We start from the raw sequence: 16,114 nt of genomic DNA on the forward strand, positions 1-16,114 counted from the left end.
GGGAACGCAGCCCGACCGGCACTACCTCCTGTCCTTAGGACCTCAGAGGGTGCAGTTCACTAGGACTGGTTCGTTTATCAGGGTTATGGCGAAGGCCTGCTGGACCTGGGCGCGGACGTGGGCGGCCAGGGAGAGGAGTTCCTTGGCGGTGGCCTGGCCTCGGTTGGTCAGGGCCAGCGTGTGCTTGGTCGAGACCGCGGCGGCGCCCAGGGCGAAGCCTTTGGAGATGCCGGCGTGTTCGATCAGCCAGGCGGCGCTGGTTTTGACTCGGCCGTCGGGCTGGGGCCATTGGGGGGCGCCGGCGGGGACCTCGGCGGCGGTGTCGAGGATGGGGTTGGTGAAGAAGGAACCCGCGCTCCACGTGTCGTGGTCGGACGGATCCAGGACCATGCCCTTGCTGCGGCGCAACGTGAGGACGGCCTCGCGGACCGCGGTCATCGGCGCGCGCGACCCCGGCTCGACCTCAAGCACCCGCGCGAGTTCGGCATAGCCGATGGGAGCCGACAGGTCACCGAGCTTCAGCTGGAAGCCGACCTCGAGTACGACGTAGCGACTCGGGTCGGCCTTGAAGCGGGAGTTGCGGTAGCTGAACCCACAGTCCGCGGCGAAGATCGTCCGGACCTCGTTGGCGACCCGGTCCCAGACCCGGACGGACGCGATCGTCTCGGCGACCTCGTGGCCGTAGGCGCCGACGTTCTGTACGGGCGTTGACCCGGTCAGCCCGGGGATGCCGGACATCGACTCCAGCCCGCTCCACTCCTCCGCGATCGCGCGCTGGACGACTCCATCCCAGTCCTCGCCGGCCGCGATGTTGACCATGGCGCCGGAGCACATGTCCGCGTCCACACGGATGCCGCGCGTCGCGATCTTGATCACGGTCCCGCGGAAGCCGTCGTCGCCGATCACGACATTGCTACCGCCGGACAGCAGAAGCACCGGCTCCCCGGCGGCGTCGGCGTCGCGGACCGCGGTGACCAGGTCGTCCTCGGTGGTGACTTCGACGAGCTTGTCGGCCAGCCCGCCGATCCGCAGGGTGGTGAAGTCAGCCAGGGGTACGTGGGTTCTCACTGGACGCGCACGACCGCCCTGGACCGGCCGAGGACCTTCTCGTCGCCGACGAGCGCGGTGATGTCGATCTCCGCCAGCCCGTCCGTGACCTTGTCGACCTTGGCCGAGAACGTCACGCCGGCGCCCTTGTCGTCATCCGGTACGACGACCGGCTTGGTGAAACGTACGCCGTACTCCACCAGCTCGGCCGGATCATCCAGCCAGTCGGTGACCACGCGTACGGCGGAAGCCATCGTGAGCATGCCGTGGGCGATCACGCCGGGCAGGCCGAGTGCGGCCGCCATCCGGTCGCTCCAGTGGATCGGGTTGAAGTCGCCGCTGGCGCCGGCGTACCGGACCAGGTCGTCGCGCCGCAGCGTGACGGTCAGGGTGGGCAGCTCCAGGCCGACTGATGCGGTCTTCATGCGTCCGCCCGGTTGTGCGAGATCGTGGAGGTCGAGGTGGCGATCGGCTCGCCGTCGACCGTGGTCAGGGCGGTCTCGTACATGATCACCTCGACGTCACCGGCCTTGCGGACCGTGGTGATCGTGGCGGTCGCGGCGATGTCGTCGCCGGCCTTGATCGGGCGGGTGTAGGTGAACTTCTGCGCGCCGTGCACGATCCGGTCCAGCCGGAGGCCGAGCTCCTCGTCGTTCAGCAGTTGCTCGAGCGCGCGGCTGCCGAGCATGAACGCGAAGGTGGGCGGCGCGACCGCGTCATCACCCCGGTACGCCGGGTTGCTGTCACCGATCGCGTCGGCGAACTCGCGGATCTTCTCCCGGCCGACCTGGTAGGACTCGGCGGCCGAGTAGCTCCGGCCGACCATCGTGGCGTCGATCGTCATATCCGCTAACCCTACTGGCAGACTGATAGAGCGTGCCTGCCAGTCCCATGCCGTAGCGAGCAGGTGCTCGGTGCGGTGCCTCAGAGTGCTGGAGTGAAGGCCTCGATGTTCTTCCATCGTGGCCTTTGCTCCAGTGCGCTGAGGCACCGTGCCGAGTGCCGCGCAGTAGGCATGGGACTGGTAGGTACGCTCTGACCGGGATGCCGCCACCCATTGACCTAGAGATCCGACGGGGAAGGTTGGACGTGACGGCAGGGATGGGGCTGGAGCGGTATGCGCCCAGATACAAGCTCGAGATCGGTGAACCGGCAGGCTCGGAGTGGTTGCGGGTCGACCGGATTCTGGAGCCGGACAGTCCGGAGCTGACTGAGCTGCTCAAGCGCGACGACGAGGCGAGCGGCCACCGATCCGCCCACGCGAACGCGCTCAGCTTCATGTCCTTCTACGCCGGCCGAGCGCCCGCGACGGCACTCCTACACTGGGCGCTGGAGGGCCGCATCCTCGACATCCGCCCGGAGAACCTGTGGGTCCGGCCGCACGACGGACATGGGCTCGCGGCCGTCGCCGTACGCTCGGCCAGCTTCCTTCCGGGCGGCGTCGAAACCCTGTACGACGTAGTCCTCCGACAGCACCTGCTCCCGCTGTCGGACGAGCTCCACCGCCGGACTCGAGCCGGTCTCCGGCAACTCCACGGCGGCGTGGCGGCCGGGTGTGCGATGGGATTCTGCGCGGCCACCCGCGAGGAGACGACTGTGGACCCGGCGTACCTGCTGGAGCAGTGGCGGACCTTCGTCGCTCAAGCGCCGGGCGGGTTGGCTCGGCTCGGCGACGTGGAGATCGCGGCCGGGAAGCTGGTCTACCTGCGGAACACGTGCTGTCTCTATTACACGAGCGAGGTCGGCACCGGCACGGTCTGCGGTTCCTGCTGTCTGACTCCACGTGACGAGCGCCTCACTGCCTACGAGGGCGGCCGCCCGATCCTCACCGTCTAGGCATAGCGAAAGGGCCGCTTCGGTGATCCGAAGCGGCCCTTTCGAAGAACAGCTGAGGTCAGCGGGTCTCGCGGTGGTCGGTATGATCGTTGCAACGGTGGCAGTACTTCTTCAGCTCAAGACGATCCGGGTCGTTGCGCCGGTTCTTCTTGGTGATGTAGTTGCGCTCCTTGCAGACCGTGCACGCCAGCGTGATCTTCGGGCGGACGTCGGTTGACTTGGCCACTGCTGCCTCTTCATGTCAGGAGTGCGCAACTTGGGTGATCGCACTCTCGAGATACTGCGTTGGTGGGTAGCGGGGGCGGGAGTCGAACCCGCGACACCACGATTATGAGCCGTGTGCTCTAACCACCTGAGCTACCCCGCCAGAGAGTTCATCATCCCATCCGGCGGACCGGACGGGACAGTGATTCTCAGAGCCCCTTTACGGAATCGAACCGTAGACCTTCTCCTTACCATGGAGACGCTCTGCCGACTGAGCTAAAGGGGCGGGCCGAGGAGAGAGATTACACGGTCTGTCGCCCCGATGTGAAATCGAGCCGACCGCACCCTGCAGGCCCCTCAGTCCGTCCCGGAAAGCATACCGGCTCCCACGAGTGGATCTGACCAATTTTCAGGCCAGTACGGCGTCGTCCGCCGCGAAGTCGTCGGACGCATCGGCCGGCGGATTCTCGAGATGCCACCGGACCGACCTCAGCAGACTTCCGGCCGGATCGAGCGGCTGCCACCCAAGCACCGTGCGGGCTTTCCAGGAGTCCATCAACAGGTGCTGGTCCACGGCGCCGGTCAGCGAGAGATCCTCCGGCAGGAGGTCGTCGCGGACCCGCACCAGCTCCACGTCCGGAGCGCCCGCCGCGGCCAGGATCTGCTCGGCGAACAACCGGTACGGCGCTGTCGCCGGCTCGACCACGTTGAATGCGCCAGGGAACTCACCACCGAGCGCCAATGACACCGCCCGGGCCACGTCACCGACGTACACCCGGCTGAAGAGGAACTGACCCGATCCGACCGGAATCTGCCGTCGCCCGGCCCGGACCCGCCGCAGCACGAACTCGAACCGCCGCTGGTAGTCGTGCTCGCCGTACACCGCCCCCAGCCGCAGCACGGTGGCTCCCCGGGGCAGGTACCGCTCCTCCATCTCCAGGTTCTCGTACTTCGGCCCGTCGACGAACCGCCGCTCCCGCAGCGCCGCCTCCTCCGTCAACGGCACCTCGTCCGTGGTCCGGTCCGAGCGCAGACCGTCGTACGCGCGGTAGACGTCTCCACTGGAGATCGCCACCAGCTTCACCGACGGCCCGACCGCTCCCAGCGCCGCGTCGGCCGCTGCCGCGTTCATCCCGGAGATGTCGACCAACGCCTCGGGGTCGAACGGCTTCAGTGCCGCAGCCAACGCCGTACCGTCGTTCCGGTCCACGTGGGCGTGCTCGACCTCCGTCAGCCCGGTCGGCTCGTGTTCGCCGCGATGCACGACCAGCAGCTCGTGTCCCTCCCCCGCCAGCTGCTCCAGCACTGCCCGGCCGATGAACCGAGTTCCACCCAGAATCGCGATTCGCATGCCTCAGTCCTACCCGCCGGACCGGTTCCGGCCCAGGATGATCTGCGCGCAGCAGAAACTCGATGTAGAGAATCGCTGACCGGCTTCGTCCTAGGGTCAAGACCAGACGAGAGGACACTGGAATGTCTGAGAAGAACGCTCTGCCCCCGGTGGTTTCGGCCGAGGAGTGGGAGAAGGCTCGCGCCGAGCTGCTGGCGGCCGAGAAGGAGGTCACTCGGGCTGCGGATCGGCTGGGGGCGCAGCGGCGGCGGCTGCCGATGGTGCGGTTCGGGGAGTACACCTTCGCGTCTGCGGACGGGCCGGTGACGCTGCTCGAGTTGTTCGGTGACCAGCAGCAGCTCGCGGTCTACCAGTTCATGCACAGCGGCCCCGACCACTTCTGCCCCGGCTGCACGCACTTCACCAAGCAGGTCACGGACCTCAGCGGCCTGGAGCGGAACGGTGTTGCCTGGGCGACAGTGTCGGAGATGCCGATCGACCAGATGGCCGGCTACTGGAAGAAGATGGGCTGGACGGTCCCGTTCGCCTCCTCGGCCGGTACGGCGTTCGCCGCGGACACCGGTGTGGGTGGGGGCTTCCTGCTCAACCTGTTCATCCGCGACGGCGACGAGGTCTATCGCACCTACTCGACCGGTCAGCGTGGCGTGGACCGGCTGCTCTTCGTGAACAACATCCTCGACCTCGCGCCGTACGGCCGGCAGGAGGACTGGGAGGACTCCCCCGCCGGCTGGCCGCAGCACCCCACTTACGGCTGAGCCCACACGCGGCTCGGGTACGTCGAGCGCAGGACCGGCATCACCTCCGTGACGAAGGCCTCGACCGAGGCGCGGTTGTCCTCCTCGGGCAGGCCGGGCACCTCGAGGGAGATGCCGGACAGCTCGTGCCCGAACGCCTCCTGGTAGCGGCCGAACTTGTCGATCACCTGCTCCGGCGACCCCACCAGCACCGATCCGCCCTCGAGGAACTCCTCCAAGGTCCGGAACGGCAACTGGTTGTGCCGTGCGCCCGGTGAGTCCATGAACGCGTCGAAGATCGGCCGGTACCCGTCGACCGCCTCTTGCGACGTCTTCTTCACGTACAGCCCGTTGAACCCGGCCCCGACCACGGCAGCCGCCGGATCACGCCCGTACGCCTCCCATCGCTCGCGGTAGTGCCGGATCAGGCCGGCGTACTTCTCCAGTGGGTGGAAGCCGTTCGCCGAGAACAACGGATCACCCCAGCGCGCCGCGAGCTCGGTGGACTCCGTCGACGAGGCCGACCCGTGCCACAACGGGATGCCGTCCGCCCGGTACGGCCGCGGCTGCGTGGTCGCGTCCACCAACGTCGGCCGGTACGACCCCGACCAGCTGACCCCGGTCTCCCGCAGCAACCGCCGGAGCAGCTCGTACTTCTCCCGGTTCCGATCCCACTGCCCATCCAGGTCGTACCCGAACAGCGCGTTCTGGTCCGGGTCGTTCCCCTTGCCGATGATGATGTCCAGCCGCCCACCCGACAGCTGGTCCAGCGTCGCGTAGTCCTCGGCCACCCGCACGGGATCCAGCAAGGACAGCACAGTCACTGTGGTCAGCAACCGGATGCGCGAGGTCGCCGCGGCGATGTACGCGAGCACCACCGGCGGCGAAGACGAGATGAACCGCTGCGCATGCCGCTCCCCCACGCCGTACCCGTCGAACCCGAGCTCCTCCGCCCACTGCGCCTGGCGTACAACGTGCTGGAACCGCTCGTACGGCGTGAGCTGTACCCCGCTGATCGGGTCGGGCGAGTTGTCGATCAGCGTGTACGTACAGAACTTCACCGCAGCTTCTTCTCGCCCGCGGTCACCGGCAGACCGAGCCGATTGCCCGCGACCGGCGCCGGGCACGTCCCGTACGCCGTGAACGCGAACGGCAGGTTGATCGTCCGGTTGAAGTCGATCACCACCGACCCGTCCCGCCCCACCGGCCCGGTCGTCACCGTGCGCCAGGGCGCGGTCTCCTCGCCGTTGGTCCGGTCATGGAAGGACAGGTTCAGCCGCCCATCACCCGCCGGCGTCGCCACGAGTTCGTACGCCGTCCCGCCCAGCGCAACGTGGACAGTCCCGATCGCCGTCACGTGCTGACGCAAGTCATCCCGAGCGGTAGAGACCTCCACCCGCTGGGCCTGCGGGTACGGCGTGTAGTACGCCGTGACCACCCAGCCGTCGTCGAGCGCGTACGTCGGAACGCCGGCGAACCCGATCCGGGTCGCAGCCTGGGGATCCCGTTGGCGAATGGCGTACCGTCCGCCGCGCAACACGAGCTCGGCCAGGCGATCGCCGTACAGCAGCCAGCTCAGGGAGCCCGCCTCGGGCACGCTGGCCGCGACCTCACCGTGGACCGGCTCGCCGGACCGGGTCAGCTCACCGTCGGCCCGTACGTGCGCTCGTTCGTCGTCTGCCCACCAGAGGCCGGGCAGACCCTGCAACCTGGTCGGAGTCGGCGGCAGCCAGTCGAAGGCGGCGATCGAGAGCCAGCCGTAGTCGGTGTCCAGATCCCGCTCGCGTGCGGCGTGCCAGGTCTGCCAGTCCTGCTCGAGGTCCGAGATGACGGTCATGAGGCCAGGTCCTTCCGCTGCTCCCGGTGGGCGACTTCGGAGCGGACCAGTGGGATCACGTAGCGGCCGAAGTCGATGGCGTCGTCGTAGATGTCGTACCCGCGGGCGGAGAAGATCCGGATGCCCAGGTCGTAGTAGTCGAGCAGGGCTGCCGCGACGGTGTCCGGCGTACCGACCAAGGCGGTGGAGTTGCCGCCGCCACCGGTCAGACCGGTCGGTGCGGTCCAGAGCGCGCGGTCGTGCCGCTCGCCTTCGGCAACTGCTTTGAGCAGACGCTTAGACCCTGCATTCTCTGGCTTCCTGGACTGACCGCCTCGAACGTCCTTGATCCGGCCGAGGATCGTCTCCGCCTTCTGCCAGGCCAGTTCCTCGGTCGGCGCGAGGATCGGCCGGAACGCGATCTGGATCGTCGGCCGGTCGGTGCGACCCGCGTCGGCGGCCGCCTTGTCGATTGTCGACAACTGTTCGCGGGTCCCCGCCAGCGGCTCACCCCACAGCGCGAAGATGTCCGCCTCCGCGGCTCCGACCGCGTACGCCGCGGACGACGAGCCACCGAACGAGATCCGCGGCCTGGGCTGCTGCAGCGGTTTGATATCGGCCACGAACTGCTCGAACCGGTAGTGCTCGCCGTTGAAGTCGAACCGCTCGTCCGACGTCCAGGCCTGCTTGAGGATCTGGATGAATTCGCGGGTGCGCCCGTACCGATCGTCCTTGGCCAGGAAGTCACCCTCCGCGGCCTGGTCCGCGGTCGACCCGCCGGTGATCACGTGCACCTCGAACCGACCGCCACTGATGTGGTCGAGAGTCGCGAACGTCTTCGCGGTCAGGGTCGGGTAGGCGACGTTCGGCCGGTGGGCGACCACGAGGTTGATCCGGTCGGTCCGGCCGGCGACGTACGCCGCGACCTGGGCCGGATCGGGTGAGCCCGAGTGGTAGGCGAACAGGATCCGGTCCCACCCGTTGTCCTCGTGGGCGCGGGCGAGCTTGGCCGTGTACTCCAGGTCCAGCGGGCCACCGGTTCGCGGTGTCACCTCACTGGCCGGGTTGGTGCCGGCGATTCCCAGAAACTCAACTGGCATGACGTTCTTCCTTCCGTACGGCGGGTGCGAGCAGTCGGAGCAGGTCCCGGGCGACGGCGTCGTTCTGCCGGAAGCCGGGACCGTTGAAGTGCGGGCGGGAGAATCCGGACGATCCGGCCGAGCCGGAGACGGACGGGCCGAGCAGGAACACCGCCGGATGAACGGTGCCGTCGGCCTGGATCGCGCGGGACTGCGAGTCCGCCTTGAGTTGACCGCCGCCGAGGCTCGTGCCGTCGGTGGCGAACAGTTCGTCGGCCGCGAGGACGCCGTCGGCCAGGAGTCCCTGGAGCAGCGGATCGGTGCTGGCGAGGACGTCTGGTCGTGGCAGCCGGGCTTCGACGAAGGCGCGGGCGTGGATCTCGCCTTCGATGTTGGGGCTGCTGGCAACGAAGCGGTCGTTGTCGATGGCAATGTCCAGGTCCGGGCCGGCGAAGTGGACGATGCCGGCTCGGTGCAGGGCGAGGAGTTCCTCCAGCCGGCGTGGTGGTGGGCCACTGGCCACGAACGAGAAGAAGCCGTGCCACTCGGTTTCGACGCTTCGGACCCGGTCCTCGTCGGACAGCCTGCCTTCGGTGATCGCCTGCGAGAGGACGCTGTAGATGCTCAGCAACGCGTTGAAGACGGCGAGGTCGGCGGAGTACGACGAGTCCGATCGGCGGAGCAGGTCTGTCTCGATCAGCTCGGTCAGGAACCGCTCGAACAGGTCCCGATCCTCGAAGAACCGGCCGGCCAGTGGCCGATCGACATCTGCCCGAACAAACCGATCAGCTGGATCGGGCACGGCAGCTTCAACCGCACTCGTGAGCGCTACGACAGGCAAGCGGTCGAGCACGTCTGCGAACTCTTGCCACGTCCCCCTGGTCCTTTCCGGGTGTGCCGTGAACAGTTGCTGGTAGTGCGCGAAGGCGAGTTCCTTGTCGATCAACGGGCGTACGTCGGCATCGAAGTCGAGGACGCCGTCGCCGAGGTCGTCGAGGGCTTGTTTGGTCAGGTAGCGGGTCGGGACCGGCTTCGTGCCGGCGACGGTGTAGCCGAGTTTGGCGTGATACGGGACGCCTCGGCGCGAGCCGACGTACAGGACCGGCTCGTCGCCGGAGGGGTGGTACTTGAGCAGGCCGTCACATTCGTCGTACCAGCCGCCGCGGCCTTCGGTGAGGAGGACCATCAGGTCGATGAACGCCTGACCGAAGCCGCGGACGATGACGTTCTCGCCCGGCCAGAGGCCGTCGAGGTCGACATCGGCGGTGTAGCCGGGCGGGATGTAGGTCAGCCGGGCATCGGCAGCCTGCGCCGCCCAGGCCGACTCCGATGCTGTCGGCAACCGGTCGAGGTAGCCGACGGCAAGCACTACGACGTCGGCCGCGATCTCCTTGCCGGACGCAAGGATCACGCGATGGTCGGGAGTCAGTCCGACGGCTCGCTCGAGATGCGTGGTGACTGTTGTCGGGAGGTCGCGGACGACGCGGTTCCACACCCAGGCCAGGTACTCCGCCTGCACCAGGCGTGGTGGGAAGTCCATCGGGCCTGGGATCTCCAGCCCGGCCCGTTCCAGGATCACCGCGCCTTCACCGGCAACCCAGGTGGCCAGGTCCGGGCCCGGCACGATCGGGCCCGCGCACTCGACCGACTCGTCGGTGAAGATCGTGATGTCCGAGGTCATCGAGTTCATCCACAACAACCGCGACTGCTCCCGCCGCCAGATCCGCCCACCACCCGCCGGATACGGATCCACCACATGAATCTCGACCGGGCGTTCTCCGAGCAACTCGACGGCGCTGGCGGCGAACCGCTCCATCACCCCCACGGTCCGAGGCCCACCCCCGACGAACACCACAGTCGCCACGTCCGACGACGAGGACGTGGGAAGTCGCCGCAGCTCCCCTGTCGCACGGCTCATGGGTTCAGCCCGAGGTGGGAGCGGAGCGTCGTACCGGTGTAGTCGGTGCGGAAGACGCCGCGCTCCCGGAGGAGTGGGACCACGCGATCGACGAAGTCGTCGAGGCCGCCTGGGGTGAGGTGGGGAACGAGCACGAAGCCGTCGGCCGCGTCCTCCTGGACGTGGTGGTCGATGGCTTCGGCGACGGTGGTCGGCGAGCCGACGAAGGTCTGCCGGTTCTGCTGGTTGATCACGGTCTCGCGAAGCGACCACCCATTGGCCTCGGCCTGAGCTCGCCACTCCGCCACGATCGGACCCGGATCGTTGTAGCCGACCCGCCCTTGGGTGACGGCCGATCCGACCACCGGCTCCTCCACCGGAAGCGGCCCATCCGGGTCGTACGACGAGAGATCCCGACCCCACAGCAACTCCGCGAGTACGAGCGCCGTCGGACCGGAGACCTGCTGCTCCCGGATGTACGCCGCCTTCTCGATCGCCTCGGCGTCTGTATCGGCGACGACCACGGTCACCGCGGGCATGATCTTCAACGAGTCCTCGGACCGCCCGTAGCGGGCCAGTCGCGACTTCACGTCCTTGTAGAAGGTCTGCCCGGCCTCGAACGCCCCGTGCCGGCTGAAGATCACGTCCGCGCTCGACGCCGCGAACTCCCGGCCCTGGTCGCTGTCACCGGCCTGGATGATCACCGGCCGCCCCTGCGGCGACGGCGGCAGCCCGAACCGGCCGCGGATGTCGAAGTGAGCGCCTTCGTCCGCGAAGGCCCCAGTGCCCTCGCGGGCGAACACACCCGCCGCCTGGGCCAGGACCAGATCGTCCTCGCTCCAGGAGTCCCAGAGTTGCCGCACGATCCGCAGCGACTCCTGCGCGCGGATGTAGCGGTCGGCCTTGTCGAGGTACCCGCCGCGCCGGAAGTTCTCCCCGGTGAAGGCGTCCCAGGAGGTCACGACGTTCCAGGCGGCGCGCCCGCCGGAAAGGTGGTCGAGGGTGGACAGTCGCTTGGCCAACTCGTACGGCTCGTTGAACGTCGAGTTCACCGTCGCCGCCAGCCCGAGGTGCGTGGTCACCGCGGCCAGCGCGCTCAGGACCGTCAACGACTCCGGCCGGCCGACGACGTCCAGGTCGTGGATCTTTCCCTTCACCTCCCGCAGCCGCAGTCCTTCGGCCAGGAAGAAGAAGTCGAACGTCCCGCGCTCGGCCGTCTCCGCCAGATGCCGGAACGACGCGAAGTCGATCTGCGATCCGGAGTCCGGATCCGACCACACCGTGGTGTTGTTCACGCCGGGAAAATGCGCGGCGAGATGGATCTGCTTGGTCATCGGTCGCTTCCCACCGCGTACCTGTTCGCCGGTCGCCGCAACCCCAGCCGATTCCGCAACGTCGCCGCCCGATCGACAGGCCCGACGAGCTTCCTTGCCCGCAGCAACGGGATCAGTCGGTCCGCGATGACCGGTACGTCGAGTTCCACCGAGGCGGGCCGCAGATGCACCCCGTCGACCCCGGCTTCCTTCCACTTCCCGATCAGATCCGCCAGCCCGTCCACGCCGCCGATGTGGTCGAGATGAGTCGCCCCGTCAGCCCGAACAGCAGCCGCCGCCGGATCCTCGTCCAGCAAGACACTCACCGAAACCAGCACCCGGGGCGCCCCGACGGAGCGGACGGCTGCTACTCGCTCGGCCAGGTCTGTGGTTCCGGGGAGGAGCACCAGGTCGGCTTCGGCCGCCGCTTCCAGCGCCTCCGGCGTGCTCACCCGGATGGCGGTGAGTGGGTGGCCCTGGGGTGAGCGCGGCACGATCGACGGGCCTTTGATGCTGAACGTCGGGCTCTCGAAGTCGACGTAATGAATACGGTCCCGGTCGATGAAACGCCCGGTGGACGCATCCCGGATGATGGCGTCGTCCTCCCACGAATCCCACAGCCGGCGACTGACATCAACGACGTACCGGGCCTCCCGCCAGGTGTCGGCCACCGGCGCCGGTTCGCGGCGCCCGATCACCGCGGCCGCCTCGGCGGAGGTCGACACCTCGGCAACCCATCCACCCCGACCGGACGAGACAAAGTCGAGCGTGGCCACAGCTGCCTGCACGTGGAACGGCTCAGTGTGCGTGACCGTGATCGTCGGGAGCAGCCCGATCCGCTCCGTCGCGGGAGCAATCCGCGCCGCAAGTCCGAGTGCGTCCAGCCGCACACTGACCTGATCGGGTACGTCGGCCGGCGCCTCGAGCGTGTCCGTGAACGTCGCCAGATCGACCCCGGCTGCCTCGGCCCGTTGCACCGCCCGCAGCGCCAACTCACCGGTCAGGATCGCGGCCGGATCTACCTCGGCGCCACGCCACGCGCGCGGGTCTCCACCCGCTCCGTCGATCTCGATCGCCGTGATCAGCCGCCGGCTCATGACGCCACCCTCAACGCGAGCGGCAGTTCCTTGGTGAACGGCAGCGGGCCGATCGACTCGGGATCTGCCTCAGTGTCGAACTGCGGCTGAAAGCCGGCCGCCAGATACAACCCGGCCGCCTCCGGCTGGCGTGGTCCGGTGGTCAGGTAGAGCCGCCGGTAGCCGAGATCAACAGCCGCCGCCTCCAATTCCGTCAGGACGCGGCGCCCGAGACCCTGCCGCCGATACAGATGGGAGGTCCACATCCGCTTGATCTCCGCGGTCTCGTCGTCGTACCGGCGAATGGCGCCGCCGGCAACCGTCTGGTCGCCGTACCTCAGGAGGACGAACGCACCCCCAGAGTCGGCGTGGAAGTCGGTGGGCGGGACCTCGGTGAGCTGAGTGTTCTCGTTGGTCCGGCCGTAGCGAGTGCTGTACTCGACGACCAGGTCCGCGAGGAGTGGCGCCGCCTCGGGATCCTCCGGCCGAGCACGCATTGCCTCGACCGCGGCAGCCTGGACCGGGACACTCTCCACCGGCTGATTGCCTTCGACCGTGGCGAGGAAGGCCTCGGTCACCTGGTAGAGCGGTACGGACGCGACCGGGTCGAGCAGCAGCCCGCCGCCGTCGTACAGCGTGATGTGCGACGACAGTACGAACCAGCCCTGGCCGATCGCGCCCGCGCCGAGGCTGGTCAGGACCGGCCGGAGCGCATAGTCGATCACCAGTACGTGCGCCGGCGTACCGCCGGTTGCCAACGGCAACACCGTCTTGCCCTTCAGCGCGTACTGCGGCAACAGGTCGAGGAACACCTTGAGCAAGCCTGAGTACGCCGCCTTGTACACAGGTGTCGTGACCACAACAGCGTCGGCGGCCGCGAGGATGTCGGCCGCGGCTGCGATCGCGGGGTGGTTGGCCTGGCCGCGGACCAGAGGCTCGGCCGGTAGGTCGCGGAGCACGATCGGGGTGACGTCGTGGCCGTGGCTGATCAGGCGTTTGGTGACATAGTCGAGGACCGCGTCGGTGCGCGACGGGACGGACGGACTGCTGGAGATCGTTGCGATGGTCGACATGCGTTCTCCTACTTCTTGGGGAGGCCAGGCGGGTTGACCAGGGATTTCGGGACGGCCTCGTCGTCCAGGCCCCACTTCTTCAGGACCTTCGCGTAACTGCCGTCGGCGATGGTCGCGTTGAGGGCGTCGGCGAGCGGTTTGACCAGGCCGTTGTCCTTCTTGGTCGTGATCCCGACCAAGCCCTGGACCGGATAGCTGGACGACACCGTGCCGACGATCTCGGTCTTGCCCTGGGTCGCGACGTGGTAGGAGGCGTTCGGGTTCGGGCCGAGGTAGAGGTCGATCCGGCCGGACTGCAGCGCGAGATAGATGTCCGACGCCTGCTGGTAGTACTTCAGGTTCGCGGGCTTGCGTCCGGCGGCGACGTTCTGCTTGTTCCAGTCGACCAGAATCGCCTCCTGGAGGGTGCCGGAGCTGACAGCCACGGTCCTGCCGGAGATGTCGGCCGGGCCGGCGACCTTGAGACCCGAACCCTTCTTCGCCTCGAACGCGTGCAGACCGAGGCGGTACGTCGCGAAGTCGTACTTCTCCTTGCGCAGTTCGGAGACGCCGATGTTGGAGATGCCGACCTGGTACTTGCCGGAGTCGAGTCCGAGGAACAGGTTCTCCCAGCTGGTCGTGTCGATCTCCGGCTTCAACCCGAGCACACTCGCGACCAGGTACGCGATGTCGATCTCCACGCCGATCGGCGTCTTGTTGTCATCGGCGGTGAAGCCCAACGGTGGCAGACCGCCACCCGCCGACCCATTGCCGACGACAAGCGTTCCCTTCTCACGCAGCGCGGCCGGCAGCTCGGCCGCGATGCTGTCCACCTTGGCCGACGTGATGCGCTCCTGCTTGGCCGAGGTATCGAACGCCACCACCGACGCATCGCCGCCGGTCGACGAGGCATTCGTCTGTGGATCGGCGCAGGCGGCGAGCGCCAGTAAGGCGACTACGACGAGTCCGCCCCCTCGCCGGGCGGCCAATAGGTTCGAGCGTTGTTTCATAGCGGTTCCTCAGCTAGTGATGGGAAGGCCGGGCGGGTTGATCTGTGACTGGGTGACCGCCTCGTTGGAGACGTTCCAGCGAGCCAGGACCTTGGCGTACGAGCCGTCCGCGATGACCGCATTCAGCGCCGCCTGATAGGCCTGCACCAGACCGTTGTCCTTGTGGGTGGTCGCGGCGATCAGCCCCTGCAAGGTGGGACCGGCGCCGGAGAACTTGCCGATCGTCTCGGTCTGCCCGGAGGTCTTCACGTGATAGGCGATCGACGGGTTCGGTCCGAGATAGGCGTCGATCCGGCCGGAGCTCAGCGCCAGGTAGGTGTCGGTCTGGTTCTGGAAGTACTTGATCGTTGCCGCGGGCAAGCCCGCCTTGACGTTCGCCTCGTTCCAGTCGACCAGGATCTTCTCCTGGTTGGTCCCGGACCCGACCGCGATCGTCTTCCCGGCGACATCCTTGCCCCCGGAGACCTTCCAGCTGCCGCCCTTCTTCGCCTCGAACGCGATGTCGTCCTTGCGATACGTGGCGAAGTCGTACTTCTGCTTGCGCTTCTCGGTCACCGTGATGTTCGAGAAGCCCACGTCGTACTTGCCGGAATCGATCCCGATGAACAGGTTCTCCCAACTCGTCACCTGTACGTCGGCCTTCAACCCGAGCGCCTCCGCGACCAGGTGGGCGATGTCGACCTCCAGGCCGGCCGGAGTCTTGTTGTCATCAGCAAGGAACCCCAGCGGCACACTCCCGCTGCCGAACCCACCGCCGACGATCAAGGTTCCGCGCTCGCGGACCTTCGCCGGCAACAGCTCGGCCGCGGCCACGTTCTTCGTTGTCGTGACGCGGTCCTGCTCGGCCGACGTGTTGACGCCGGTATCAGCGGTGGCCTGCGGCTCCACGCCACAGCCGGCCAGCGCCAGCAGCAGGAGGCCGGCCACCACAGCGATCAGAGAACGTTTCATGATCAGAGCACCCTGGAGATGAAGGCGCGAGTGCGCTCGTGGACGGGGTTGTCGAGCACTTCCTGCGGCGGGCCCGACTCGACGATCCGGCCGCCGTCGATGAACACCACCGTGTCGGCGATCTCGCGGGCGAAGCCGATCTCGTGGGTGACGACGATCATCGTGGCGCCGTCGCGGGCGAGCTCCTTGATCACGTCGAGGACCTCGCCGACCAGCTCCGGGTCGAGCGCGCTGGTCGGTTCGTCGAACAGCAACACCTTCGGCCGCAACGCCAGCGCTCGCGCGATCGCGACGCGTTGCTGCTGGCCGCCGGACAACTGACGCGGGTACGCATCGGCCTTGTCGCCGACCCCGACTCGCTCGAGCAGCTCCCGCGCCTGCGGCTCGACCTCACTACGCTTGCGGCGTTGGGCGGACACCGGCGCTTCGACCACGTTCTGCAGCGCGGTGAGATGGCCGAACAGGTTGAAGTTCTGGAACACGAACCCGACCTGCGACCGCTGCCGCAGGATGTCCCGCTCGCGCAGTTCGTGGAGCTTGTTGCCGCGCCGGCGGTAGCCCATCAGCTCGCCGTCGATCCGGATCAGCCCGCGATCCACCTTCTCCAGATGGTTGATCGACCGCAGCAACGTCGACTTGCCCGAACCGGACGGCAACATCCCGTACATCCATGTCGTGGTGAACAACTCGTACCTCGGGTTGATCCGGCAGGCGCAGCGCGGGTTCGACATGGACTTCTGCGTGCAGT

Annotated in this window: 17 protein-coding genes and 2 tRNA genes; 2 read left to right on the plus strand and 17 right to left on the minus strand. The window is 67.8% G+C overall.

Annotated elements, in window-relative coordinates; genetic code table 11:
- Positions 1 to 42: 42 nt before the first annotated feature.
- Genes AB0L70_RS24595 through AB0L70_RS24605 form a run of 3 tightly spaced genes read right to left on the minus strand, consistent with a single transcriptional unit; the run spans position 43 to position 1,891 of the window.
- Positions 43 to 1,068 (minus strand): UDP-N-acetylmuramate dehydrogenase, encoded by a 1,026-nt coding sequence (locus tag AB0L70_RS24595; RefSeq protein ID WP_363687887.1) that lies wholly within the window; start codon positions 1,066 to 1,068, stop codon positions 43 to 45.
- Positions 1,065 to 1,472 (minus strand): MaoC/PaaZ C-terminal domain-containing protein, encoded by a 408-nt coding sequence (locus AB0L70_RS24600; protein WP_363687888.1) that lies wholly within the window; start codon positions 1,470 to 1,472, stop codon positions 1,065 to 1,067. Before AB0L70_RS24600 ends, AB0L70_RS24595 begins: the two co-directional genes overlap by 4 nt.
- Positions 1,469 to 1,891 (minus strand): MaoC family dehydratase N-terminal domain-containing protein, encoded by a 423-nt coding sequence (locus tag AB0L70_RS24605; protein ID WP_363687890.1) that lies wholly within the window; start codon positions 1,889 to 1,891, stop codon positions 1,469 to 1,471. The genes AB0L70_RS24600 and AB0L70_RS24605 overlap by 4 nt, the downstream gene beginning before the upstream one ends.
- Positions 1,892 to 2,136: 245 nt before the next feature.
- Between AB0L70_RS24605 and AB0L70_RS24610 the strand changes: the two genes are divergently transcribed.
- Positions 2,137 to 2,883 (plus strand): hypothetical protein, encoded by a 747-nt coding sequence (locus AB0L70_RS24610; RefSeq protein ID WP_363687892.1) that lies wholly within the window; start codon positions 2,137 to 2,139, stop codon positions 2,881 to 2,883.
- A 58-nt stretch (positions 2,884 to 2,941) separates the two neighbouring features.
- Here the strand turns inward: AB0L70_RS24610 and rpmG are convergent, their stop codons facing one another.
- The 4 genes from rpmG to AB0L70_RS24630 form a co-directional block, all read right to left on the minus strand.
- Positions 2,942 to 3,109, minus strand: coding sequence for a 50S ribosomal protein L33 (gene rpmG / locus AB0L70_RS24615; RefSeq protein WP_344232941.1), 168 nt, complete (start codon positions 3,107 to 3,109; stop codon positions 2,942 to 2,944).
- A gap of 67 nt (positions 3,110 to 3,176) precedes the next feature.
- Positions 3,177 to 3,250: transfer RNA gene (locus AB0L70_RS24620), tRNA-Met, on the minus strand.
- Between the two features lie 50 nt (positions 3,251 to 3,300).
- Positions 3,301 to 3,373 (minus strand) — tRNA-Thr (locus AB0L70_RS24625).
- Positions 3,374 to 3,496: 123 nt separating this feature from the next.
- Positions 3,497 to 4,438, minus strand: coding sequence for an NAD-dependent epimerase/dehydratase family protein (locus tag AB0L70_RS24630; RefSeq protein ID WP_363687894.1), 942 nt, complete (start codon positions 4,436 to 4,438; stop codon positions 3,497 to 3,499).
- A gap of 122 nt (positions 4,439 to 4,560) precedes the next feature.
- Between AB0L70_RS24630 and AB0L70_RS24635 the strand changes: the two genes are divergently transcribed.
- Positions 4,561 to 5,193 carry a DUF899 family protein gene (locus AB0L70_RS24635; RefSeq protein ID WP_363687896.1) on the plus strand — a complete coding sequence of 211 codons (633 nt, stop codon included), beginning with the start codon at positions 4,561 to 4,563 and terminating at the stop codon, positions 5,191 to 5,193.
- Here the strand turns inward: AB0L70_RS24635 and AB0L70_RS24640 are convergent.
- Genes AB0L70_RS24640 through AB0L70_RS24685 form a run of 10 tightly spaced genes read right to left on the minus strand, consistent with a single transcriptional unit; the run spans position 5,184 to position 16,097 of the window.
- On the minus strand, positions 5,184 to 6,233 hold the full coding sequence (locus tag AB0L70_RS24640; protein ID WP_363687897.1) for an LLM class flavin-dependent oxidoreductase: 1,050 nt from the start codon (positions 6,231 to 6,233) through the stop codon (positions 5,184 to 5,186). The two genes, AB0L70_RS24635 and AB0L70_RS24640, sit on opposite strands and share 10 nt — an antisense overlap.
- Positions 6,230 to 7,009 carry a DUF1684 domain-containing protein gene (locus tag AB0L70_RS24645; protein ID WP_363687899.1) on the minus strand — a complete coding sequence of 260 codons (780 nt, stop codon included), beginning with the start codon at positions 7,007 to 7,009 and terminating at the stop codon, positions 6,230 to 6,232. The genes AB0L70_RS24640 and AB0L70_RS24645 overlap by 4 nt, the downstream gene beginning before the upstream one ends.
- Positions 7,006 to 8,088, minus strand: coding sequence for an LLM class flavin-dependent oxidoreductase (locus AB0L70_RS24650; protein ID WP_363687901.1), 1,083 nt, complete (start codon positions 8,086 to 8,088; stop codon positions 7,006 to 7,008). Before AB0L70_RS24650 ends, AB0L70_RS24645 begins: the two co-directional genes overlap by 4 nt.
- Positions 8,078 to 9,985 carry an FAD/NAD(P)-binding protein gene (locus AB0L70_RS24655; protein ID WP_363687903.1) on the minus strand — a complete coding sequence of 636 codons (1,908 nt, stop codon included), beginning with the start codon at positions 9,983 to 9,985 and terminating at the stop codon, positions 8,078 to 8,080. Before AB0L70_RS24655 ends, AB0L70_RS24650 begins: the two co-directional genes overlap by 11 nt.
- Entirely contained in the window at positions 9,982 to 11,298 is a 1,317-nt protein-coding gene (locus AB0L70_RS24660) for an NtaA/DmoA family FMN-dependent monooxygenase (RefSeq protein ID WP_363687905.1), read from the minus strand. The genes AB0L70_RS24655 and AB0L70_RS24660 overlap by 4 nt, the downstream gene beginning before the upstream one ends.
- Positions 11,295 to 12,374: an LLM class flavin-dependent oxidoreductase gene (locus tag AB0L70_RS24665; RefSeq protein WP_363687907.1), complete on the minus strand. Its 1,080-nt coding sequence runs from the start codon at positions 12,372 to 12,374 to the stop codon at positions 11,295 to 11,297. Before AB0L70_RS24665 ends, AB0L70_RS24660 begins: the two co-directional genes overlap by 4 nt.
- A complete protein-coding gene (gene ssuE, locus AB0L70_RS24670; protein ID WP_363687909.1) occupies positions 12,371 to 13,426 on the minus strand; it encodes an NADPH-dependent FMN reductase in 1,056 nt (351 codons plus the stop codon). The genes AB0L70_RS24665 and ssuE overlap by 4 nt, the downstream gene beginning before the upstream one ends.
- An 8-nt stretch (positions 13,427 to 13,434) precedes the next feature.
- A complete protein-coding gene (locus tag AB0L70_RS24675; protein ID WP_363687911.1) occupies positions 13,435 to 14,415 on the minus strand; it encodes an ABC transporter substrate-binding protein in 981 nt (326 codons plus the stop codon).
- A 9-nt stretch (positions 14,416 to 14,424) separates the two neighbouring features.
- A complete protein-coding gene (locus tag AB0L70_RS24680) occupies positions 14,425 to 15,366 on the minus strand; it encodes an ABC transporter substrate-binding protein (protein WP_363687913.1) in 942 nt (313 codons plus the stop codon).
- Between the two features lie 2 nt (positions 15,367 to 15,368).
- Positions 15,369 to 16,097, minus strand: a complete 729-nt coding sequence (locus tag AB0L70_RS24685) for an amino acid ABC transporter ATP-binding protein (RefSeq protein WP_363687925.1) — start codon at positions 16,095 to 16,097, stop codon at positions 15,369 to 15,371.
- Between the last annotated feature and the right edge of the window lie 17 nt (positions 16,098 to 16,114).

Origin of the sequence: Kribbella sp. NPDC051952, assembly GCF_040680855.1 — a bacterium.
GTDB lineage: Bacteria > Actinomycetota > Actinomycetes > Propionibacteriales > Kribbellaceae > Kribbella.

Bases quoted from the DNA above. Each gene is read 5' to 3' on its own strand.
- AB0L70_RS24600 (WP_363687888.1), bottom strand. From the start codon at position 1,472: ATGAAGACCGCATCAGTCGGCCTGGAGCTGCCCACCCTGACCGTCACG.
- AB0L70_RS24605 (WP_363687890.1), bottom strand. From the start codon at position 1,891: ATGACGATCGACGCCACGATGGTCGGCCGGAGCTACTCGGCCGCCGAG.
- AB0L70_RS24630 (WP_363687894.1), bottom strand. From the start codon at position 4,438: ATGCGAATCGCGATTCTGGGTGGAACTCGGTTCATCGGCCGGGCAGTG.
- AB0L70_RS24635 (WP_363687896.1), top strand. From the start codon at position 4,561: ATGTCTGAGAAGAACGCTCTGCCCCCGGTGGTTTCGGCCGAGGAGTGG.
- AB0L70_RS24645 (WP_363687899.1), bottom strand. From the start codon at position 7,009: ATGACCGTCATCTCGGACCTCGAGCAGGACTGGCAGACCTGGCACGCC.
- AB0L70_RS24650 (WP_363687901.1), bottom strand. From the start codon at position 8,088: ATGCCAGTTGAGTTTCTGGGAATCGCCGGCACCAACCCGGCCAGTGAG.
- AB0L70_RS24655 (WP_363687903.1), bottom strand. From the start codon at position 9,985: ATGAGCCGTGCGACAGGGGAGCTGCGGCGACTTCCCACGTCCTCGTCG.
- AB0L70_RS24660 (WP_363687905.1), bottom strand. From the start codon at position 11,298: ATGACCAAGCAGATCCATCTCGCCGCGCATTTTCCCGGCGTGAACAAC.
- AB0L70_RS24665 (WP_363687907.1), bottom strand. From the start codon at position 12,374: ATGAGCCGGCGGCTGATCACGGCGATCGAGATCGACGGAGCGGGTGGA.
- ssuE (WP_363687909.1), bottom strand. From the start codon at position 13,426: ATGTCGACCATCGCAACGATCTCCAGCAGTCCGTCCGTCCCGTCGCGC.
- AB0L70_RS24675 (WP_363687911.1), bottom strand. From the start codon at position 14,415: ATGAAACAACGCTCGAACCTATTGGCCGCCCGGCGAGGGGGCGGACTC.
- AB0L70_RS24680 (WP_363687913.1), bottom strand. From the start codon at position 15,366: ATGAAACGTTCTCTGATCGCTGTGGTGGCCGGCCTCCTGCTGCTGGCG.
- AB0L70_RS24685 (WP_363687925.1), bottom strand. From the start codon at position 16,097: ATGTCGAACCCGCGCTGCGCCTGCCGGATCAACCCGAGGTACGAGTTG.